This is a genomic window from Streptomyces sp. NPDC101152 (genome assembly GCF_044768275.1).
Classification (GTDB): domain Bacteria; phylum Actinomycetota; class Actinomycetes; order Streptomycetales; family Streptomycetaceae; genus Streptomyces.
This window is the reverse complement of the sequence record NZ_JBIWPO010000069.1, coordinates 13,724-30,742: the sequence shown is the minus strand read 5'-3', so window position 1 is coordinate 30,742 and position 17,019 is coordinate 13,724. Positions and strand designations below refer to the sequence as shown.

General features: G+C 70.4%; 6 protein-coding genes and 2 pseudogenes. 4 read left to right on the top strand and 4 right to left on the bottom strand.

Features of this window, described 5'->3' with window-relative positions; translation table 11 throughout:
• Nucleotides 1-686: 686 nt before the first annotated feature.
• The 4 genes and pseudogenes from ACIRVK_RS41515 to ACIRVK_RS41500 form a co-directional block, all read left to right on the top strand.
• Nucleotides 687-1,304: pseudogene (locus ACIRVK_RS41515) on the top strand (dihydrofolate reductase family protein); the annotation flags it as partial.
• Nucleotides 1,305-1,368: 64 nt separating this feature from the next.
• A pseudogene (locus ACIRVK_RS41510) lies at nt 1,369-1,495 on the top strand (IS5/IS1182 family transposase); the annotation flags it as partial.
• On the top strand, nt 1,492-1,800 hold the full coding sequence (locus tag ACIRVK_RS41505) for a nuclear transport factor 2 family protein (protein ID WP_404256686.1): 309 nt from the start codon (nt 1,492-1,494) through the stop codon (nt 1,798-1,800). The pseudogene ACIRVK_RS41510 and the gene ACIRVK_RS41505, both read left to right, overlap by 4 nt.
• Nucleotides 1,761-1,892, top strand: coding sequence for a hypothetical protein (locus ACIRVK_RS41500; RefSeq protein WP_404256688.1), 132 nt, complete (start codon nt 1,761-1,763; stop codon nt 1,890-1,892). The genes ACIRVK_RS41505 and ACIRVK_RS41500 overlap by 40 nt, the downstream gene beginning before the upstream one ends.
• 48 nt (nt 1,893-1,940) lie before the next feature.
• On the opposite strand, the gene ACIRVK_RS41495 is transcribed toward ACIRVK_RS41500, so the two are convergent.
• The 4 genes from ACIRVK_RS41495 to ACIRVK_RS41480 all read right to left on the bottom strand — a co-directional run bounded on the left by ACIRVK_RS41495 (nt 1,941) and on the right by ACIRVK_RS41480 (nt 16,861).
• The gene (locus ACIRVK_RS41495; protein ID WP_404256684.1) at nt 1,941-2,600 is read right to left on the bottom strand and encodes a zinc ribbon domain-containing protein; all 660 of its coding nucleotides are present in this window, start codon (nt 2,598-2,600) and stop codon (nt 1,941-1,943) included.
• A 119-nt stretch (nt 2,601-2,719) separates the two neighbouring features.
• On the bottom strand, nt 2,720-3,592 hold the full coding sequence (locus tag ACIRVK_RS41490) for a TauD/TfdA dioxygenase family protein (RefSeq protein WP_404256682.1): 873 nt from the start codon (nt 3,590-3,592) through the stop codon (nt 2,720-2,722).
• A gap of 25 nt (nt 3,593-3,617) precedes the next feature.
• Nucleotides 3,618-12,866, bottom strand: coding sequence for an amino acid adenylation domain-containing protein (locus ACIRVK_RS41485; protein ID WP_404256680.1), 9,249 nt, complete (start codon nt 12,864-12,866; stop codon nt 3,618-3,620).
• A complete protein-coding gene (locus tag ACIRVK_RS41480; protein ID WP_404256678.1) occupies nt 12,863-16,861 on the bottom strand; it encodes an amino acid adenylation domain-containing protein in 3,999 nt (1,332 codons plus the stop codon). Before ACIRVK_RS41480 ends, ACIRVK_RS41485 begins: the two co-directional genes overlap by 4 nt.
• Nucleotides 16,862-17,019 lie beyond the last annotated feature (158 nt).

Genomic DNA, 17,019 nt, shown 5'->3' with positions numbered 1-17,019 from the left:
CTGCTGGACTCGTTCGCCGGACCCACGGCGCCTGGCAGTGTCACCGTGTCCCGGCTTTGTCGGGGCTGCTCTCCGCCCTTCCCTCCGTTCCGAGGATCAGGCTGCCCCCAACTTTCCTCGGGCTGCTGCGACAACCCGGTAGCAGGGGTCTCGCACCCCTGCGCGACGAACAAGCGCCTCGTGGCGCACGAAGCGGTACTTGAACGCCCGCTTGACCTGCCGCATCACACCTCACGTCTTATCAGCTCCTGTGTGAGCCAGGGTTGTCGGTCGGCAGCCGGCGAACGCCGGTCCACCCTGGCGGCGAACCGGCTCTCCCTGCCCTGCTCCGCAGGAGCTTCGCTTCCTCCCCCGACTGAAGCCGGGGGTTTCCACGAAGGAGGGACCAGATGACCACGCGGATGTCGCAGAACGGGTACGGGCGGGAGCCGGGTAGTCGGGCAGGGTTGGATGTGCTCCAAGTCCTCCAGCAGGCTCGGGTGTTTGGGCTCCCAGCCGAGTGTCCGCCGAGTGTACGCGCTGGACGCGGGCTGGTCGTTTGCGAAGATCTGGCCGAGGGGGCTGAAGGCCTCCGCCGGTACCGACTCGACCGGCAGGTCCAGCCGTCAACCGAGTAGCCGCCAACTTGCACGTGAAGATCGCGGTCTACGGCTGAGGTAGTAGGCAGCCGGCGGCCGCTGCTGCGAATGCCGACCGGTCCCGAGCAGCGACCGATTCCTTTCGGAGCTGACCCGAGTCTTCATATGCGTGGGCCGGAACGTCCGACCCCGAGGACGGAGACCATCATGCGCAAGCTCATCGCGGGAGCATTCGTCACGCTTGACGGCGTGGTCCAGGATCCCGGCGGATTCAGCGAGCTCGAACGCGGCGGCTGGGCACTGGACTACTTCGACGACACCTCACGCCAGCGAGCCACCAACGCTCTCCTGGCCGGCGACACCTTTCTGCTGGGGCGGGCGACCTTTGAGATCGTCGAGAAGGCCTGGTCGCGCAATACGGGGCCGTATGCCGAGGCGATGAACAACATTCCCAAGCTCGTCGTGACGAGGACGCTGCGCGGTCCGTTGTCCTGGAACGCCACCGCCCTCACCGGTGAAGCGGCGCAGACCGTCGCGAAGCTCAAGCAGGAGCCCGGCGGCGACATCATCATGTACGGCAGCTTCACGCTGATGCGAACCCTGCTCCAACACAACCTGATCGACGAGCTGAACCTCGGCGTCCACCCCCTTGTCGTCGGCGAGGGAAAACGGCTCTTCGACAGTGGTCTGCCGCGCTCGCTGCCGTTCGTTGCCGCAACGTCGAGTGCGACAGGCGTCGTCACGCTCACCTATGCCCCGCAGATTCCATCGGGATGGGAACGGACACGGAATCAACCGGGCCCTGGCCGCGGCAAGGGGCACCGGTCGAACGCGGCGTCGTCCGCCTGAAGTCCTGGCGCATGTTCCGCAGATCCCTCTGCAGTCCAAACCGCATGACGCTGACGGTGGCCTCGTGATCGCCGAACTACAGCAGGCCGTGGCGAACTACGCCTACGCCCTGGACGAACTGAATGTGCCCGAGCTGGAAACGGTCCTGACCGAAGACACCACCCGGACCTTCACGATGCCCGGACAGGGGCTGCTCGGCCCGGTCGCCGGACGCGCGGCGGTGCTCGACTTCATCCGCGACGGGCACACCGCCCAGACCGGAAGGGTGCGACACCACCTGGGCAACGTCTGGTCACGGCGACGGACGCCGCCACCGCCGAGGCGCGGGCCTGTTTGCTGCAGACGAGGAACACGGGCGAGAGCATCCAGATGATCTCGACAGGCGTCCACACGTTCGGCCTGTGCCGGTCCGACGGTGAGTGGCGGATCGCCGAGCTCACCCTGGCGCTGGACAACGCCGTGTAGGGCGAGGCCAGGCAGTGCGTCCGGCGATCATGGGGAGCGTGCGGTGGGCTATTGACGGGTGCCGCATCCCGGGCAGAAGGCCGCCCCATCGGGCACGGCGGTGGAGCATGAAGCGCACAGGGGGGAGTGGGCGAGGTGGTAGCCGCATCCGGAGCAGAAGGCGGCTCCGTGGGTCTCCGTTCGGCACTGGGGGCAGACCAACTGCCGGGGCGTGGAAGGGTCGTAGGACTGCCCGGCCTGCTGCCCGGCGGCATAGGACCGTTGTGAGGCCATGTCGTTCAGGCCACGTTGTTGGGCCGCCATGGCTTCGGCCGCGGTGTCGGGGGCGCAGTTCAGACACAAGCCCTGGGCCCCGTTCCAGCAGCGCGCGCAGACGTAGTGGGTGCAGCGCGCGCAGCGGTTGAAGTGGCCCTGTGCGTTGCTGATCGCGCGTTGGAAGGCGTGGTCGCGTGCGTGTCCCCAGCCGGCGCCCGCGAGTCCGTCGGCCGCCGACGTCACCCCCCGGCCCGTGTTGCCCAACAGGCTCCAGGCGACGTCGACCCCTTTCTGCAGCCAACTGGCCGCCCGTTCGCCGGCATACGGTTCGAACGGCGACCGCCAGGTGTCGTAGCAGCGGGAGCAGGAGAACTCGAACTGGAATCCGGCCCCCGTGCCATTGCGCTCACACAGGTCCCGGTAGTTGTTGCTGAAGTAGATCTCGCTGCTCATGTGGTCCCCCCACAGTTCAAGCCATCGCACACTGCGCTACGACGCAGCCGGAAGACTACCGGTTCTCGGTGGCTGAAAAGTTACCCCCGCGGTTCTTCGGCGACGGCTGGGGGGTGAGGTCAGCCCTTGACGGGACCGCCGTTGATGGCGATGCGCTGGCCGTAGCGGGCGTAGGGGTAGTAGTCGTAGGTCGCGTGGTGCTGGACGCAGCGGTTGTCCCAGAAGACGAGCGTGCCCGGCGTCCAGCGCACGCGGCAGTGCAGGATGGGCCTGCGGGCGATGATGTCGAAGAGCAGGTCGAGCAGGGCCCGGCTCTCGTCGGCGGAGAGCTGCGGGATACGGCTGGTGTAGGCCTTGTTGACGTACAGCAGCTTGCGGTCGGTCTCCGGGTGCCGCGCGACGAGCGGATGTTCGCTCTTGGGGATGACGTAGTCCGCGGGCGGCGTGTACCCGGCCAGGGCCTGCGCGCCGTCATGGATCGCGGTCAGTGGGTCCAGCAGGGCGCGCATGGCCGGCGAGAGCATGCTGTAGGCGAGGTGCATGTTGGCGAAGAGGGTGTCGCCGCCGCACCCCGGCTCCGGTATCTCGGTGATGTAGAGCATCGACCCCAGGGACGGTTCGGCGTCGGCGGTGCCGTCCGCGTGCCAGCCGTTGCCCGCCACGTCCGCCGCGGCCGACGGCGTGCGGATCTCCAGGACGTAGGGATCGCCCTCCGGCGGGGGCGGGTTGACGGGGCGCAGTTCGCCGAAGGTGGCGGCGAAGCGCTTGTGCTGTTCGGCGGTGATCGTCTGGTCGCGGAAGACGAGGACGTGGTGATCGAGGAAGGCGGCCCGGATCTCGTCCAGTTGCTCCGGCGGGATGTCCTGCGACAGATCGACGCCCGAGACTTCCGCTCCCAGAACGGGGGTGATCCGTTCCACGGTGAGCGTGCGGTAGGGGTGCACGGGACGCTTGGTCACCGCTTCCAGTGCTTCGAGTTCGTAGGGCTCCATGTGGTCCTCCAGAGGCAAAGTGGGATTACGAAGACGTCAGCGTCGTCCTGATGGTCTCGGCCACCGCGTCCACATGCGGCGCCGCGACGACGCCGTAGTGGTCCGTGGGCAGAGACCTGAGTACGGCGGACGGGGGCAGGCATGCGCTCCACCCACGGGTCGTCCCCTCAGGGTCCGCGGGAGTGGGCAGTCCTACGGTCGGGTGTTCGGCCAGCCACAGAAAGGTGAGGACGGTGACGAGCGGCCGTACGCGGTGGTCCCCGAGGCTGCGCAGGTTCGCGCGGCAGCAGCGGGTCAGGCTGTCGGCGTACGCCTTGGCGTGCTCGGTCGGCAACGAGGAGGCGTCGGTGCCGAGTTCGGCCGCGAACACCTTCTCCAGCTGAGCCTCGTCGTAGGCGGCGACCAGCGCTCCTGCCTCGGGCGGCGGCGGATCCAGGAGGTAGAGCGCTTCCAGTGGCCGGCCTGAGGTCTCGGCGAGGGCCGCCATCTCCATGGCCACGCGGGCGCCGTAGGACCACCCGGCCAGGTGCAGCCGGTGGTCCCGTCCGCCGAACCGCGCACGCAGCGCCGCGTCGTAGTGGCGGGCCTGCTCGGCCAGTGACCATACGGGCAGCTCCGCGTCGCGCAGTGCCGGGTCGGCGATGAGGCACACCGTCGGCGCGGGGCCGAGCGCTGCCACCAGGGAGCGGTAGGCCTGGATGTCTCCGCCCACGGGGTGCACGAGGCACAGGACGGCCGGACCGGTTCCCTCCTGCCATATGTCGAGCACGACCCGGGAGGGGCTGTCGGTCGCCTCGGTGGTGGGCTCGGCGCTGGTGAGGGCCGCTTCGATGTGTTTCAGGATCTCCGTGAGGCTGACGCGGTGACTGAAGGAGGCGAGGTCGAACTCGATGCCGTAGTCGTCCTCGATCTGCGCGATGAGGCTGATCAGGGTCAGCGAGTCGGCGCCCAGGTCGTAGAGGGAGTCCTCGGGGTCGAGTTCGTCCACGCCCAGCAGGTCCCGGATCACCCGCGCCATGGCTTCTGCTCGCGCTGCGAAACCGCCGGTGCCGGAAGGTTCCTCCGCTCCGGTCGCCGGACGCGCCGGCGATGAGTCCGCGTCCGCCGCAGGAGCGTAGAAGTCGCGGGAGACATCGATGTCGGTTGTGGACACGAGCAGTTGAGGCAGTTGCCGGGCGAGGGCATGGCCGAAGACCGCCTGGCCCTCCTCGACGGTCAGGCCGACCGCGAGGTGAGCCTGATGGCGGCTGTCCGTGGTCAGGACCCGGGTTGCCATTCCGGTCTCGCGCCAGATGTCCCAGTCGATGCCGATCCGTGCGGTCGTCTCCGTCTCGGTGGCCCGGTGGTGGGCGAAACCGTCGAGGAGGCTCGCGCCTGCCGCGTAGTCGCTCTGACCGACACCGCCGAGCAGGCCGGACATCGAGGAGCAGTAGACCGCGATGTCGGGGCGGAAGACCTCGATCAGGCGCTCGACGACGAGTGCGCCCCTCTCCCGGACGGCCGCGGCGTCGCGCATCGCGGCGGCGTCACGTCGTACGAGCAGCGCGCCGTGGGCGAGACCGGCGGCGTGGACGACGCTGTCAAGGCGTGACGTGTGCTCGGCGAGGGCGGCCACCACGTCGTGCACGGGCATGGTCGCGAGATCCGCCGGGACGAGGCCGATGCGGTCCGCCCATCCGCTCAACTCCTCGGGCAGCCTCGGGTTCTTCGACAACAACAGGACCCGGCCGCGGGTGTGTTCGAGCAGCCAGGCGGCGATGGCGCGGCCGATGCCACCTGTGCCGCCGAGCACCAGATGGACGGTGTTCGCTGCGGCCGGCACGAGCGACCGCGTACTCCCCGGCTGCGGTACGGGTATCGTGCCCGGCCGCCACCAGTAACCCTGCCGCAGCGCGAGCTGGCGCGGCAGGGCCGGACTGTCGGGACGACGCTCCTCACGTGCTTCCGCGATGACCGAGGCCACCTGTCCGGCCCAGCGGGTGAGGTCGGCGTCGGGGAGGTCCAGCCAGTGGCCGCTCAGGGCGGACTCCTGAGGGGCGACCTCGACCGGTCCGGCGAGGAGGGCCAGTTCGGGTCGGTCCACCGTTCCCGCCACGGGCCGGGCAGCGTACGACAGCCACCACACCCGGGGGGTGCCGTTGCGCCCGGCCAGCGCCTGGGCCAGGGCCGCCGTGCTGTCGAGACAGGCGTGACGGGCCCGTTCCAGGGTGCCGGGACCGACCGGCCCCGTCACGTCGAGAGGCAGGGCGTGCACCCACTCCAGGTCGGCGGAGGCTGGTGCGCCGTCCTCGGACAGCGCGTCGAGCAGCCGGCGCAGCGAATCCGGATCGGCGGGGTCCGTCTCGTAGGCGTCTGGTCCTCTGCGGGCGAAGGCGCCGGCCGGGTACACCCGTATCACTCGCGACGCTACCGCCTCGAAGGGCGCGAGGGCTGTGTGCGGGGTGTTCTCGGAGGCGACGACGACCACGGCGGAGGCGCAGTCGGCCGGCACGGTGGTGTTGGCGGTCGTGGCACGGCGTAGCCGGACCCAGTGCGGCTGGTGCAGCCAGTTCTCCGGGGGCAGCCGCCGAGGTGCGGTGGCCGGGTCCTCCTGCGGTTCCTCGGACAGCCGGTCGAAGTCGTATTCCGCGAGGGAGAAGGACGGGGGCGGGAAATCCCACGGCGCCCGAGCGGAGCCCGCCCCCCAGTCGACAGGGCGTCCGGCGATCCAGTCCTCGGCGAGTTCGTGGGCCGTTCGACCGTCCGCGGAGACCGGGGCGGCGTCCGGGTCCGCCGTACCGAGCGGCACCGTTCCGGTGGCCACTTCGCGCAGCCACCGCTCGGCCGCGGCGGTGTCCGTCACGGGTGCCGCGGTCCGCAGGCGGCGGGCGACCCGTCCGGCCTGGAGATGCCGGAGCACCAACCCGTGCCGTTCCGGGTGCAGTTGGAGGTAGTCGGCGATGCGTGCGGCGTCGGCGGCGAGGGCCTCCGGGCTGGAGGCGGACAGCACGATGCACTGGGGCACTTCACGGGCCGGCGCCGGTCCGGGCGCGGTGTCCTGCTCCACGATGACATGGGCGTTCGAACCACCGATCCCGAAGCTGCTGACCGCCGCCACCCGTTCGCGTCCCTCGGGCCAAGGCGTGGCCTCGACGGGGACGTAGAACGGCGTGGGATCGGGGCCGATCTCGGGGTTGAAGGCACGGAAGTTGAGGTTGGGCGGGAGCGTCCCGTGGTGCACGGCGAGCACTGCGCGCACCAGGCCCACCACACCGGCGGCAGCGCCCATGTGGCCGAGCTGGCTCTTGACGGAACTCAGGGCGCAGCGCCCGGACTCGCTCACGTCGAACGCCTGCCGCAGCGCCCCCACTTCGATGGGATCGCCCAGGCGGGTGCCGGTGCCGTGGGCCTCCACGTAGCCGAGGTCGGCGCCGGTGCGTCCGGCGCGGGACAGGGCGGTCCGGATCACCTCCCGCTGTCCGGCCAGGGACGGCGCGGTGTAACTCATCTTCGCCGCACCGTCGTTGTTGATCGCGGAGCCGGTGATGAGGGCGTAGACGGTGTCTCCGTCGCGGCGGGCCTGGCGCAGCGTTTTGAGGACCACGACACCGACGCCGCTCGCGCCGACGGTGCCGGTGGCGTCGTCGCTGAAGGGCCGGCAGTCGCCGTCCGCGGAGAAGATGTGCTGCGGGCGGTAGCGGTAGCCGCCGGTCAGCCCCGGGTCGACGAGCACTCCGCCCGCCAGCATCACGTCGGCTTCGCCCTGCCGGAGCAGACCGGCGGCGAGGTGCACGGCGACCAGAGAGCTGGAGCAGGCCGTCTGGGCGCTGAACGCGGGGCCGGTCAGCCCGAGGTGGTAGGCGACCTTGGTGGCCAGGAAGTCCTTCTCGTGGTGCAGGGCGAGCTGGAAGCCGTCGGGCAGCCGCTCGGGGTCCGCCTCGCGCAACAGGGACTGGAAGTAGGTGTTCTCTCCCGCACCGGCCACGAGCCCGACCCGTGGGGCCGAGGCGTCCGCCACTCCGGCATGCGCGAGCGCCTGCACGGCGGCCATCAGCAGGTGGCGCTGCTGGGGGTCCATCAAGCGTGCTTCGTGTGGGCTGATGCCGAAGTGGCCCGGGTCGAATTCGAGCATCCCGTCGAGGGTGCTGTGCGCGCCGACGACTCCTTCCGGCGCGTCGATACGGCGGATACCGGTGCCGCCGGAGACCACCAGCTCCCAGAAGGCGGCCAGGTCCGGGGCGCCGGGTACCCGCACCGCCATACCGACGACCGCGATCGGCTCGCCGAGGCCGGGCGTCCCGCCCTCGTTCCTCTCGGCGGGCGGGGGGAGTGGACGCGGGGCGGCGAGATGGCGGGCCAGGGAGCGCACGGTGACGTGCTCGAACAGGTCCGCGACGCTGAAGCGTAAACCGAGAGCGGTGGTGCAGCGCAGGTGGAAGCGCATCAGGGCGAGACTGGAAGCGCCCGCCTCGAAGAACGTCTGGTCCGGCGCGATCACCAACCCCGTGACCTCCTCGAAGGCTGCTGTGAGGCGCTCCTCCTCGGCAGAGAGACCGGTGCGGGCGATCGCGGAACGACCTATCTCCTCTCCCGGTGCCCGGGCGGCCGCCTGCCGGTCGAGTTTGCCGCTGGGCGTGCGGGGCAGTCGCGCCAGCCTGCGAAAGCGGTCCACCCGCACGTAGGACGGCAGGAGGGCGGACAGATGCGCGGTCAGGTCGTCGGCGGAGGGCGACTCGCCACGGATCTCCAGGCCGGCCGTCAGCCGGTCGCCGTCACGGGTGACGACGGCGTTGACCACCGCCGGATGGCGCAGCAGGGCCGCCTCGACGGAGCCGAGTTCGAGCCGGTGCCCGCTCAGTTTGACCTGCTGGTCGTCACGACCCGCGTAGTGCAGCAGACCCGCACGGTCGAAGAACGCCCGGTCACCGCTGCGGTAGAACAATCCCGCTCCGGGAAGTTCGACGAAGCGGGTGTCGTCGAGCGCGGGTTCGTCGAGGTAGCAGCGGGTGGTCATGGTCCCGCCGATCAGCAGCTCGCCCACGCACCCGGTCGGGACCGGGTCGCCCTGGGCGTCCACCACCCGCAGATCGGCGCCGGCCACCGGGCGCCCGACGGCGGGCCGCTCGGGCCACTGCGCGGGGTCCCCCTCCAGGCACAGGGCACTGACCACATGGGTCTCGGTCGGCCCGTAGTGGTTGAACAGGCGGGCGCCCGGGAGCCCGGCGAACCAGCGCCGGATGCTGTCGGTGCACACCAACTGCTCGCCCGCGGTGACCACTTCGCGCAACCGGGCGGGATACCTGTTGAGGCGGACGGCGTACTCGGCGAGCAGTTGCAAGGCCACGTACGGCATGAAGATCCGCTCGGTGCCCGCCGAATCCAGCCGGTCAAGGAGCGCGGGCACGTCCTGACGCCACTCGGGGAGTATCAGCTGGAGGCTGCCACCCGTGCACAGGGTCCCGAAGATCTCCTGGAACGACACGTCGAAGGCCAGCATCGAGAACTGCTGGGTGACCGCGGGGGCGGTCAGGCCGCCGGGACCGGACTGCCATCTGATCAGATCGCACAGGGTGCGGTCGTGAATCTGCACGCCCTTGGGGACACCGGTCGAGCCCGAGGTGAACAGCGTGTACAGCGGGCGGGCGCCGTCATGTGTCGGTGCGTCGAGTGTGCGTGGGGGATATGTGGGCCCGCCGCTGTGGGGCGCCGGGTCGGCCGCCGTGACCAGGTGGCGCGCCACACCGCCCGGGAGCAGGTCGTCCAGCGCCGGTGAGCTGTCCTGCGTGGTCAGGACGCACACCGGGTCGATCTGTTCCAGGACGCGGCGCAGCACGTCGGCCGGGTAGGAGGGGTCGAGGGGGACGGCGGTGACGTTGAGCCGTGCCAGCGCCAGCAGCGCCACCACGTGGTCGGCGGACGGATCCAGGTACAGAGCCGCTCGGCAGGGACTGCCGTCGGCCGGGATCGGGTAGCGGGCGGCCAGTTCCGTGGCGAGGGCCGCGGCACGGGCGTCGAGGGCCGCGTAGGTGAGGATGGCGCCGTCGGCCGTCACCACGGCGGGGGCGTGCGGCGTGCGGGCGACCTGCCGGGCGAAGCCTTCGGCGACCGTGGTGAAGCCCGGTGCGGGAGCGGGCCCGCGCCCGTGCTCCGGCAGCGACCGCCGGTACGGCGATATGAGTTCACGTGCGGTGGAGCGGCCACCGGACGCGAGCGCGTCCACCCCGCGCCGGAACAGTTCCGCCATCGCCTCGACGTCCTCGGCGGTGAACCGGCCCTCGGCGTATTCCCACAGCACGTCGAGTCCGTCCGCTTGCTCGACCACGGAGACCGTCAGGGGGCACTTGGCCTCCGCTGCCGCCCACCACAAGGGTCGCTGGGCGCAGCCGGGCAGCCGCAGCGCTCCGAAGTCGGTGTTCTCCAGGACGAAGAGGAAGTCGAACGGGGTGCTGTCGCCGACGGCCTCCCAGCCGGTCAACACGTCCGTGAATGCCACGTCCTGGCGCCCCAGCACCCGCCCTGTATCGGTCCCGGTGCGGGCGAGATGCGAGCGCAGGTCCTCACCGGGCGCGACGGTCAGGGGCAGCAGCACGGTGTTCGCCATCATGCCCACGCTGTTCTCGAACTCGCGTACCGGTCGGCCCGCGACCGGGGCGGCGATGCGCGGCCGGACCAGGCCCGTCACGCCGTACAGGCACCACGAGAACACGCTCAGCAGGACCTGGAACCGGGTCAGGCCCAACTCGGCGCACAGCTGGTCCACATGGGCCCGCCGAACGACGTCGAGTGAGGTGTGCAGCAGGCGCGCTCGCGGTGCCGGACCCGCCTCCCGGTCGGGCAGCGGCTCCTGCGACTCCTCCAAACCCCGGTAGAAGGTGAGGAGTTCATCGCGCTGCGCCTGATAGGCCGTGCTCGCGAACCGGTCCCGCTGCCAGGCCGCGAGGTCCAGCGGAGTCGGTGCCGGTGCCTGGGACTGGCTGCTTGCGGCGTAAGCGGCCGACAGGTCGTTCAGCAGGATGCTCAGCGACCAGCCGTCCACCGCGATGTGGTGCAGGTGCAGCAGGAGCGTGCCGCCGCCGTGATCGGGTAGCCAGCAGGCCCGGAGCATGCGGGATACGGCGAGGTCGAAGGGCTCGGCGAAGAAGGCCTCGGCGAAGGCGTGCGCTTCTTCCTCGTCCCAGGCCTGCTGGGGACCCGGCTCGTGCCAGGGGTCGTACGGCTCACCGACGGTCTGCTCCAGGCCTTCCGGTCCCAGGGCGAAGCTGGTTCGCAGCGCCGCGTGGCGCTCCACCAGGGCGCGCAGCGCCCGCCGCAGGGCCGTGGTGTCGACGGGTCCGTCCACGCGGAAGGCCTGGTGGACGGAGTAGGCCCGGGAGGCGGGGGAGTGGCGCTGTATCAGCCACAGCCGCTGCTGTTCACTCGTGGCAGGCGCCGAGCGGGCACCCGAGACCACCGGTGCCGGCAAGGCGCTGTCCCCGCCCGGACGAACTGTGGTGAGCGACCGGGCGACGGCGGCCAGGTCGCCGTGAAGGACCTCCGCCTGGGTCAGCTCGCGGCCCCATCGCCGGCGTACGGCGAAGCAGAACCGGAGCGCCTTCAACGAGTCACCGCCGCTGGCGATCCACCGGTCGCCCGGCCCTAGGCCGGTGATACCGAGGATCTCCTCGGCCAGTTCGACGACCCGGCGCTCCGTCTCCGTCATGGCCGACGTGTCGGTGCCGGAGACGGCGGGCCGCCACGGCCGGCCGGTCTGCCGCAGCAGGGCGCCCTGGTCGACCTTGCCGTTGGCGTTGAGCGGCAACTCGGCCACGACATGGATCTGGTGGGGCCGCATGTAGACCGGCAGGTGGCTCGACAGGTGGCGATCGAACTCCTCGTAGGACAGTTCCTCACCGAGGACGACGAACGCCAGCAGTTCGTTGGGCCCCTCCTGGCCCGCGCGGCGCGTGCACACGTAGGCCCGTTGGACCGCCGGGTGGGTGAGAACGCGCCGTTCCACCTCGCCGGGCTCGATCCTGAAGCCGCGGACCTTGACCTGGCGGTCGGTCCGCCCGACGTACTCCACCAGGCCTTCGTCGTCGGCCCTGACGAGGTCACCGGTGCGGTAGTACCTCTCCGCGCCGCCGTCGAGCCACGGCAGACGCACGAAACGCCGCTCGGTCTCCTCGGGAAGGTTGCGGTACCCGACGGCGAGTCCGGCGCCTTGCAACAGGAGTTCGCCGACCTCGCCAGGAGCGGCGACCCGCTCCTGGCCCGGTACGACGACGACCGCACCGGTCTGCGGAAGGGGCCGCCCGATCGGTACCACATCCCCGTCGAAGTCCCGGGGGATCGGATGGCACAGGGCGAAGGTGGTGGACTCCGTCGGACCGTAGACGTTGAACAGACGGGTGCCGCTGTCGGCGTTGTCCTGGTACCAGCGGCGCATCACGCGGGGGTTGAGCTGCTCACCACCCACCAGGACCTCACCGGCCGCGGCGAAGCAGTCCGGAACGGCGGTGACCATCGTGTTGAACAGCGCCGTCGTGATGAACACGGTGTCCACGCGCCCACGTCGCAGCGCCGCGGCAAGCCGCTCAGGAGTCTGCACGTCCCCGTCACCCAGGACCACACAGCAGCCACCCGTCAGCAGGGGCACCCAGACCTCGAAACTCAGCGCGTCGAAAGCCGGATTGGCCAGGCAGGCGTAGCGCAGACCGGTCTCGACGCGAAGGTAGCCGGGTTGTGCCAGCCGCCGGACTCCGGCGTCACGGACCTCAACGCCCTTCGGCTGCCCTGTCGTTCCGGAGGTGTAGAACAGGAAGGACACCTCGCCAGGGGCGGGCGGCACCGGAACGTCCCCGCCCGTGTCCGGGAGTTCGGGCAGCAGGTCGTCCGCCGCGAGTGCCGTCACGTCCTGCGGGAGATCCGTGAGATCCGGGAGATCGGCGACGTTCCCGGTCGTCGCGTGGACCAGAACGACCGCGCCGGAGTCCCGGAGGATGAAGTGCCGACGTTCGGCGGGGCTCTGCGTGTCGAGGGGCACGACCTGCGCGCCCAGACGCAGAATGCCCAGCATCACGCAGACCAGCCGCCACGAACGCGGGAGAGCCACCGCCACGGCCTGCCCCGCGCTGACACCCCGCCGCCTCAACTCCTGGGCGACGGCAGCCGCCGCAGCGTTCAAGGTCCCGTAGTCCAGGCGGACTTCACCGTCGACGACCGCCTCTGCTCGCGGGGTGCGCAGGGCTCGGCGGTGAATCTCGAGGGCTATACCGGCCGGGGTGCTCAAGTCCTCGGCCGCGTCGCGCGGTTTCATGGTGCCTCCGACGTGCCTGAAGCTGTGATGTGGTGCGTCCCGCCCTGGCCGGGGGCGGAGGTCAACCGGTGCAGTTCGGCGGTGAGGACGGCGGCGACCCGGGGCAGTTCGTCGCTCTCCAACATGTCCCAGTGACCGCAGGCGACCGGCTCGACGACGAACTCGCCGATGGCGCGTCGCTGCCAGAACGCGCGTAGACGGGTCGCAGCCTGCTCGACGTCCTGCGCTTCGTCCTCCACGGCCGTCGCCTGCATCAGTACGACCCGGGCCGCCGACTCAGGAACGGCGTAGTGGCGTGCGGTCTCGCGGTGGTGGTTGTAGACGGAGAGGTACCGGGCCACCTGGTCGTCGTCGATTCCCGGGTACATCCCGTTGAAGCGCACGAGCTTGTCCCGGAACTCCGCCATGCCGACCGGCGCTATCGCGGCGCGCTGCTCGTCGTCCTGGGCGCCGTGGGTGTCGAGGAGGACCACGCTGACGTTCTCGTGCCCGGCGGCCACCAGGCGGCGGCCCATCTCGTAGGCGATGAGACCGCCGTAGGAGAGCCCGCACAGCACCAGTGCCTCGTCGGCGCGGGGAGCGACGAGCCGCAGATACTCCTCGGCCATAGCCTCCACGTCCGGCAAGGTGGACTCGCCGGGGTTGATGCCGGGTGCCTGAAGCCCCACCACGCCTATGTCGTCGGCCAGTTCGGCCGACAGGGGCAGATAGCAGAAGGCGGTGCCGCCGGCGGGGTGCACGCACACCACGCGCTGTCGGCCACTGCCCGCACGGAACTCGACCAGGCTGCTGGTTTCCACCGACAGCGCGTCATCGCCGCCGTTGCCGCGCACGCGCTCGGCGAGGGCCTCGATGGTGGGGTGCAGCATGACGTCCCGGACGGGCAGCGAGACGCCGAGTTCCTGCTCGACGACGGACGCCATCTTGATCGCCGAGATCGACGTGCCGCCCAGCTCGAAGAAGTTGTCACCAATGCCGATGTCCGGGTGCAGCAGGACCTCGCGCCACACCCGGTACAGCGCCATCTCCACATGGTCGCGGGGAGCAGCCGTGTTGACCCGCCCCGCGCGGGTTCCGGCCGCGACGCGCAGTACCTCCGCCCGGTCCACCTTGCCGCTGCGGTTCAACGGCAGGCGCTCGAACTCGGCCACCACGGCGGGGATCATGTAGTCCGGCAGGCGGTCCTTGAGGGCCGCACGCCACTCGTGCGGCAGCCGTGACGCCTCGGCCGCGCATCCCACGCCGGCGACCAGGTGCGGACCGCCGGGCGAGTCGCGGTCCGCCAGGACGACGGCCTCCCGCACCCCGGGGACCGCCAGCAGCGCCGCCTCGACCTCGCCGGGTTCGATACGGAAGCCGCGCAGCTTGAGCTGGTCGTCGCGGCGGCCGACGTACTCGGCGTTGCCGTCCGGCAGCCAGCGCGCCAAGTCGCCGGTGCGGTAGAGGCGTTCACCGGGGACGAAGGGGTCGGGCACGAAGAGTTCGTCGGTGAGGTCGGGGCGGTTCAGATATCCACGTGCCAGACTCGCGCCGCCGAGGTAGACCTCTCCGGCGACTCCCACGGGTACCGGGCGCATCCGGTCGTCGAGCAGGTACAGGCGGGTGCCGCGCAGCGGACGTCCGATGGGACACGACCGCTCGTACGGCTGCGGGTCGGTGTAGGCGGTGGAGTAGAGGGTGGCCTCGGTCGGTCCGTAGCCGAAGCAGATGCGCAGGCCGGGCAGCACCTCCCGCATCCGGTGCAGGGTGCTCTCCGGCAGGGATTCCACCCCGGTGAGGAGCTGACGCAGGCTTGAGCCGGCCAGGCGGGCGGCCGGGTCCTCGCCGATCCACAGGACGTAGGACGGGGGCAGGAACGCCTGGGTGACCTTGCGTTCGCGCATCCAGTCCAGCAACGCCTTTGGATCGCCGCGGAGTTCGTCGGGAACCAGGTGCAGGACGGCGCCGGTGGTCAACGGGACGAGGAGTTCGTGCACGGACGCGTCGAAGCCGATGCTCGACCAGGCCGAGGACGCCTCGCCGGGGGCGTCGCTCATGAGGTCGCGCCAGTGGTCGAGGAGATTGACGACGCTGCCATGCGTCACCGCCACGCCCTTGGGACGCCCCGTGGATCCCGAGGTGTAGATGACGTAGGCGAGCCGGGTCGGGTCCGTGTCGACGGCCGGTGCCTCGTCGTGAGCTCCCTTCGCCTCCACCTTAGCCAGGGTCTCCCACCCCTCTCCGCCGTCATCCGCGCTGTCGTTCCGGTCGGTCAGTACGAGGACCGGTGCGGCGTCGCTCACCATGGCGGTCAGCCGCTCGGTGGGCTGGCCGGGGTCGAGGGGCAGGTAGGCGGCACCGGCCTTGAGGATGCCGAGCACGCCGACGACGAGTTCGGTGGTACGGCCGGCGTGCAGGCCCACGACACGTTCGGGACCGGCGCCGCGGGCGATCAGCGCGTGGGCGAGGCGGTTGGCGCGGCGGTCGAGGGTCGCGTAGTCCAGTTCCGCGTCACCGGCCACCACCGCGCACTGTCCGGGGCGTTCGCGGACCTGCGTGGTGAAGCGCGCCAGCACGCCCGCCGGTGCCGGGCCGGTCACGGTGGGCCCTGCGCTGAAGGAGGCGAGGAGTGACCGCTGTTCGTCCTCGTCGAGCAGCGTGAGGTCGACGATCTCGGCATCCGGCCTCTCGGCCATCAGACGCAGCACCCGCAGCAAATGCCCTACGTACCGCTGGATGGTCTCCCGGTCGAAGAGCGCCACCGCGTAGTCGATCTCCCCGGTGAGGTGCCGACCCTCGTCGGCCAGGGCCAGGACCAGGTCGAACTTCGCGGGGACGTGGGCGGCGTCCTCCCGCAACTCGACCTCCAGACCGTGGAGTTCGAGTTCCTTCCGCATGGAGGGGACCCAGGCGAACATGGTCTGGAACAGGGCTGTGTAGGCGGGACTGCGCGGTGGGTTGACGAGTTCGACGACTCGCTCGAAGGGCAGGTCGACGTGCTGGAGGGCGTCACGGATCCGCTGGTTCACCCGCTGCAGGGCGTCCTTGACGGTGGGAGAGCCGGAGAGGTCCGCACGCAGGGCGAGGGTGTTGACGAAGAAGCCGATCAGATGCTCGACGTCGCCGCGACGACGGTTCGACGTGGGGGCCCCGACCACGATGTCGTCCTGCCCGGAGAGCAGGGACAGCAGCACGGACCAGCCGGTCAGGACGGTCGCATAGAGGGAGACATCGTTGTCGGCGGCCAGCGCGCGCAGGGCCCGGGTCAGGTCCTCGTCGACGGTCACGGGCAACCGGGCGCCGCGGAAGTCCTGTTCGGGCGGGCGGGGCCGATCGGTGGGCAGCGAGATCACGGCCGGGACGTCGGCGAGTGCGGTGGTCCAGTACTCGGCGTGCGAGGCGGGCTCGTCTCCCGACATCCACTCCCACTGCCAGCGCGTGTAATCGCTGTACTGCCAGGACAGTTCGGGCAGCGAGGGATCCTGGCCCTGCTGCAGCGCGGAGTACACCAGGCCCAGTTCCCTCAGCAGCAGGGAGCGGGACCAGCCGTCGAAGATGATGTGATGTGCCGTCAGAACCAGTACATGATGCTGTGGTTCGAGCGCTATCAGGCAACCGCGCACCATGGCCTCCTGGCCCGGGCGGAACGGGGTGCCCTCCACCGCCGCCCGTAGGCGCGTGAACCGCTCGCCCCGGTCCGGCAGTCCCGTCAGATCCTCGAAGGTCACCGGGAACCCCGTGTCCGGCGGATCGACGACCTGAAGAGCCGAACCCGCTGACGGGACCAGCCGGGTGCGCAGCGCCTCGTGCCGGGCCGCGAGCAGATGCAGCGCCTTGATGAGCAGGTTCCGGTCCAGCGGCCCCCGGATGTCGAAGGGCATGGGCTCGTTGTAGGCGGCGCCGGCGTCTCCGTCCATGCGCGCCATGACCCACAGACGCTCCTGGGCCAATGACAAAGGCGCGGATTCCGTCTCTTCGTCGGAATGATTACTGGGTGCGATTCGGGGTAAGGTCACGGATTACCCTTCACGAGAAGAGAACACGGTGGAAATCAGTTCCGGAGTTCCCCGTCAACTCAATTCAGCCGAATGTGGCGGCCCATTTCCGTTGATGCTAAGTGCGCTCCGATTAGGCGGTCAACGGTGACCAACGCCACACCATTCAACGGAGGAAC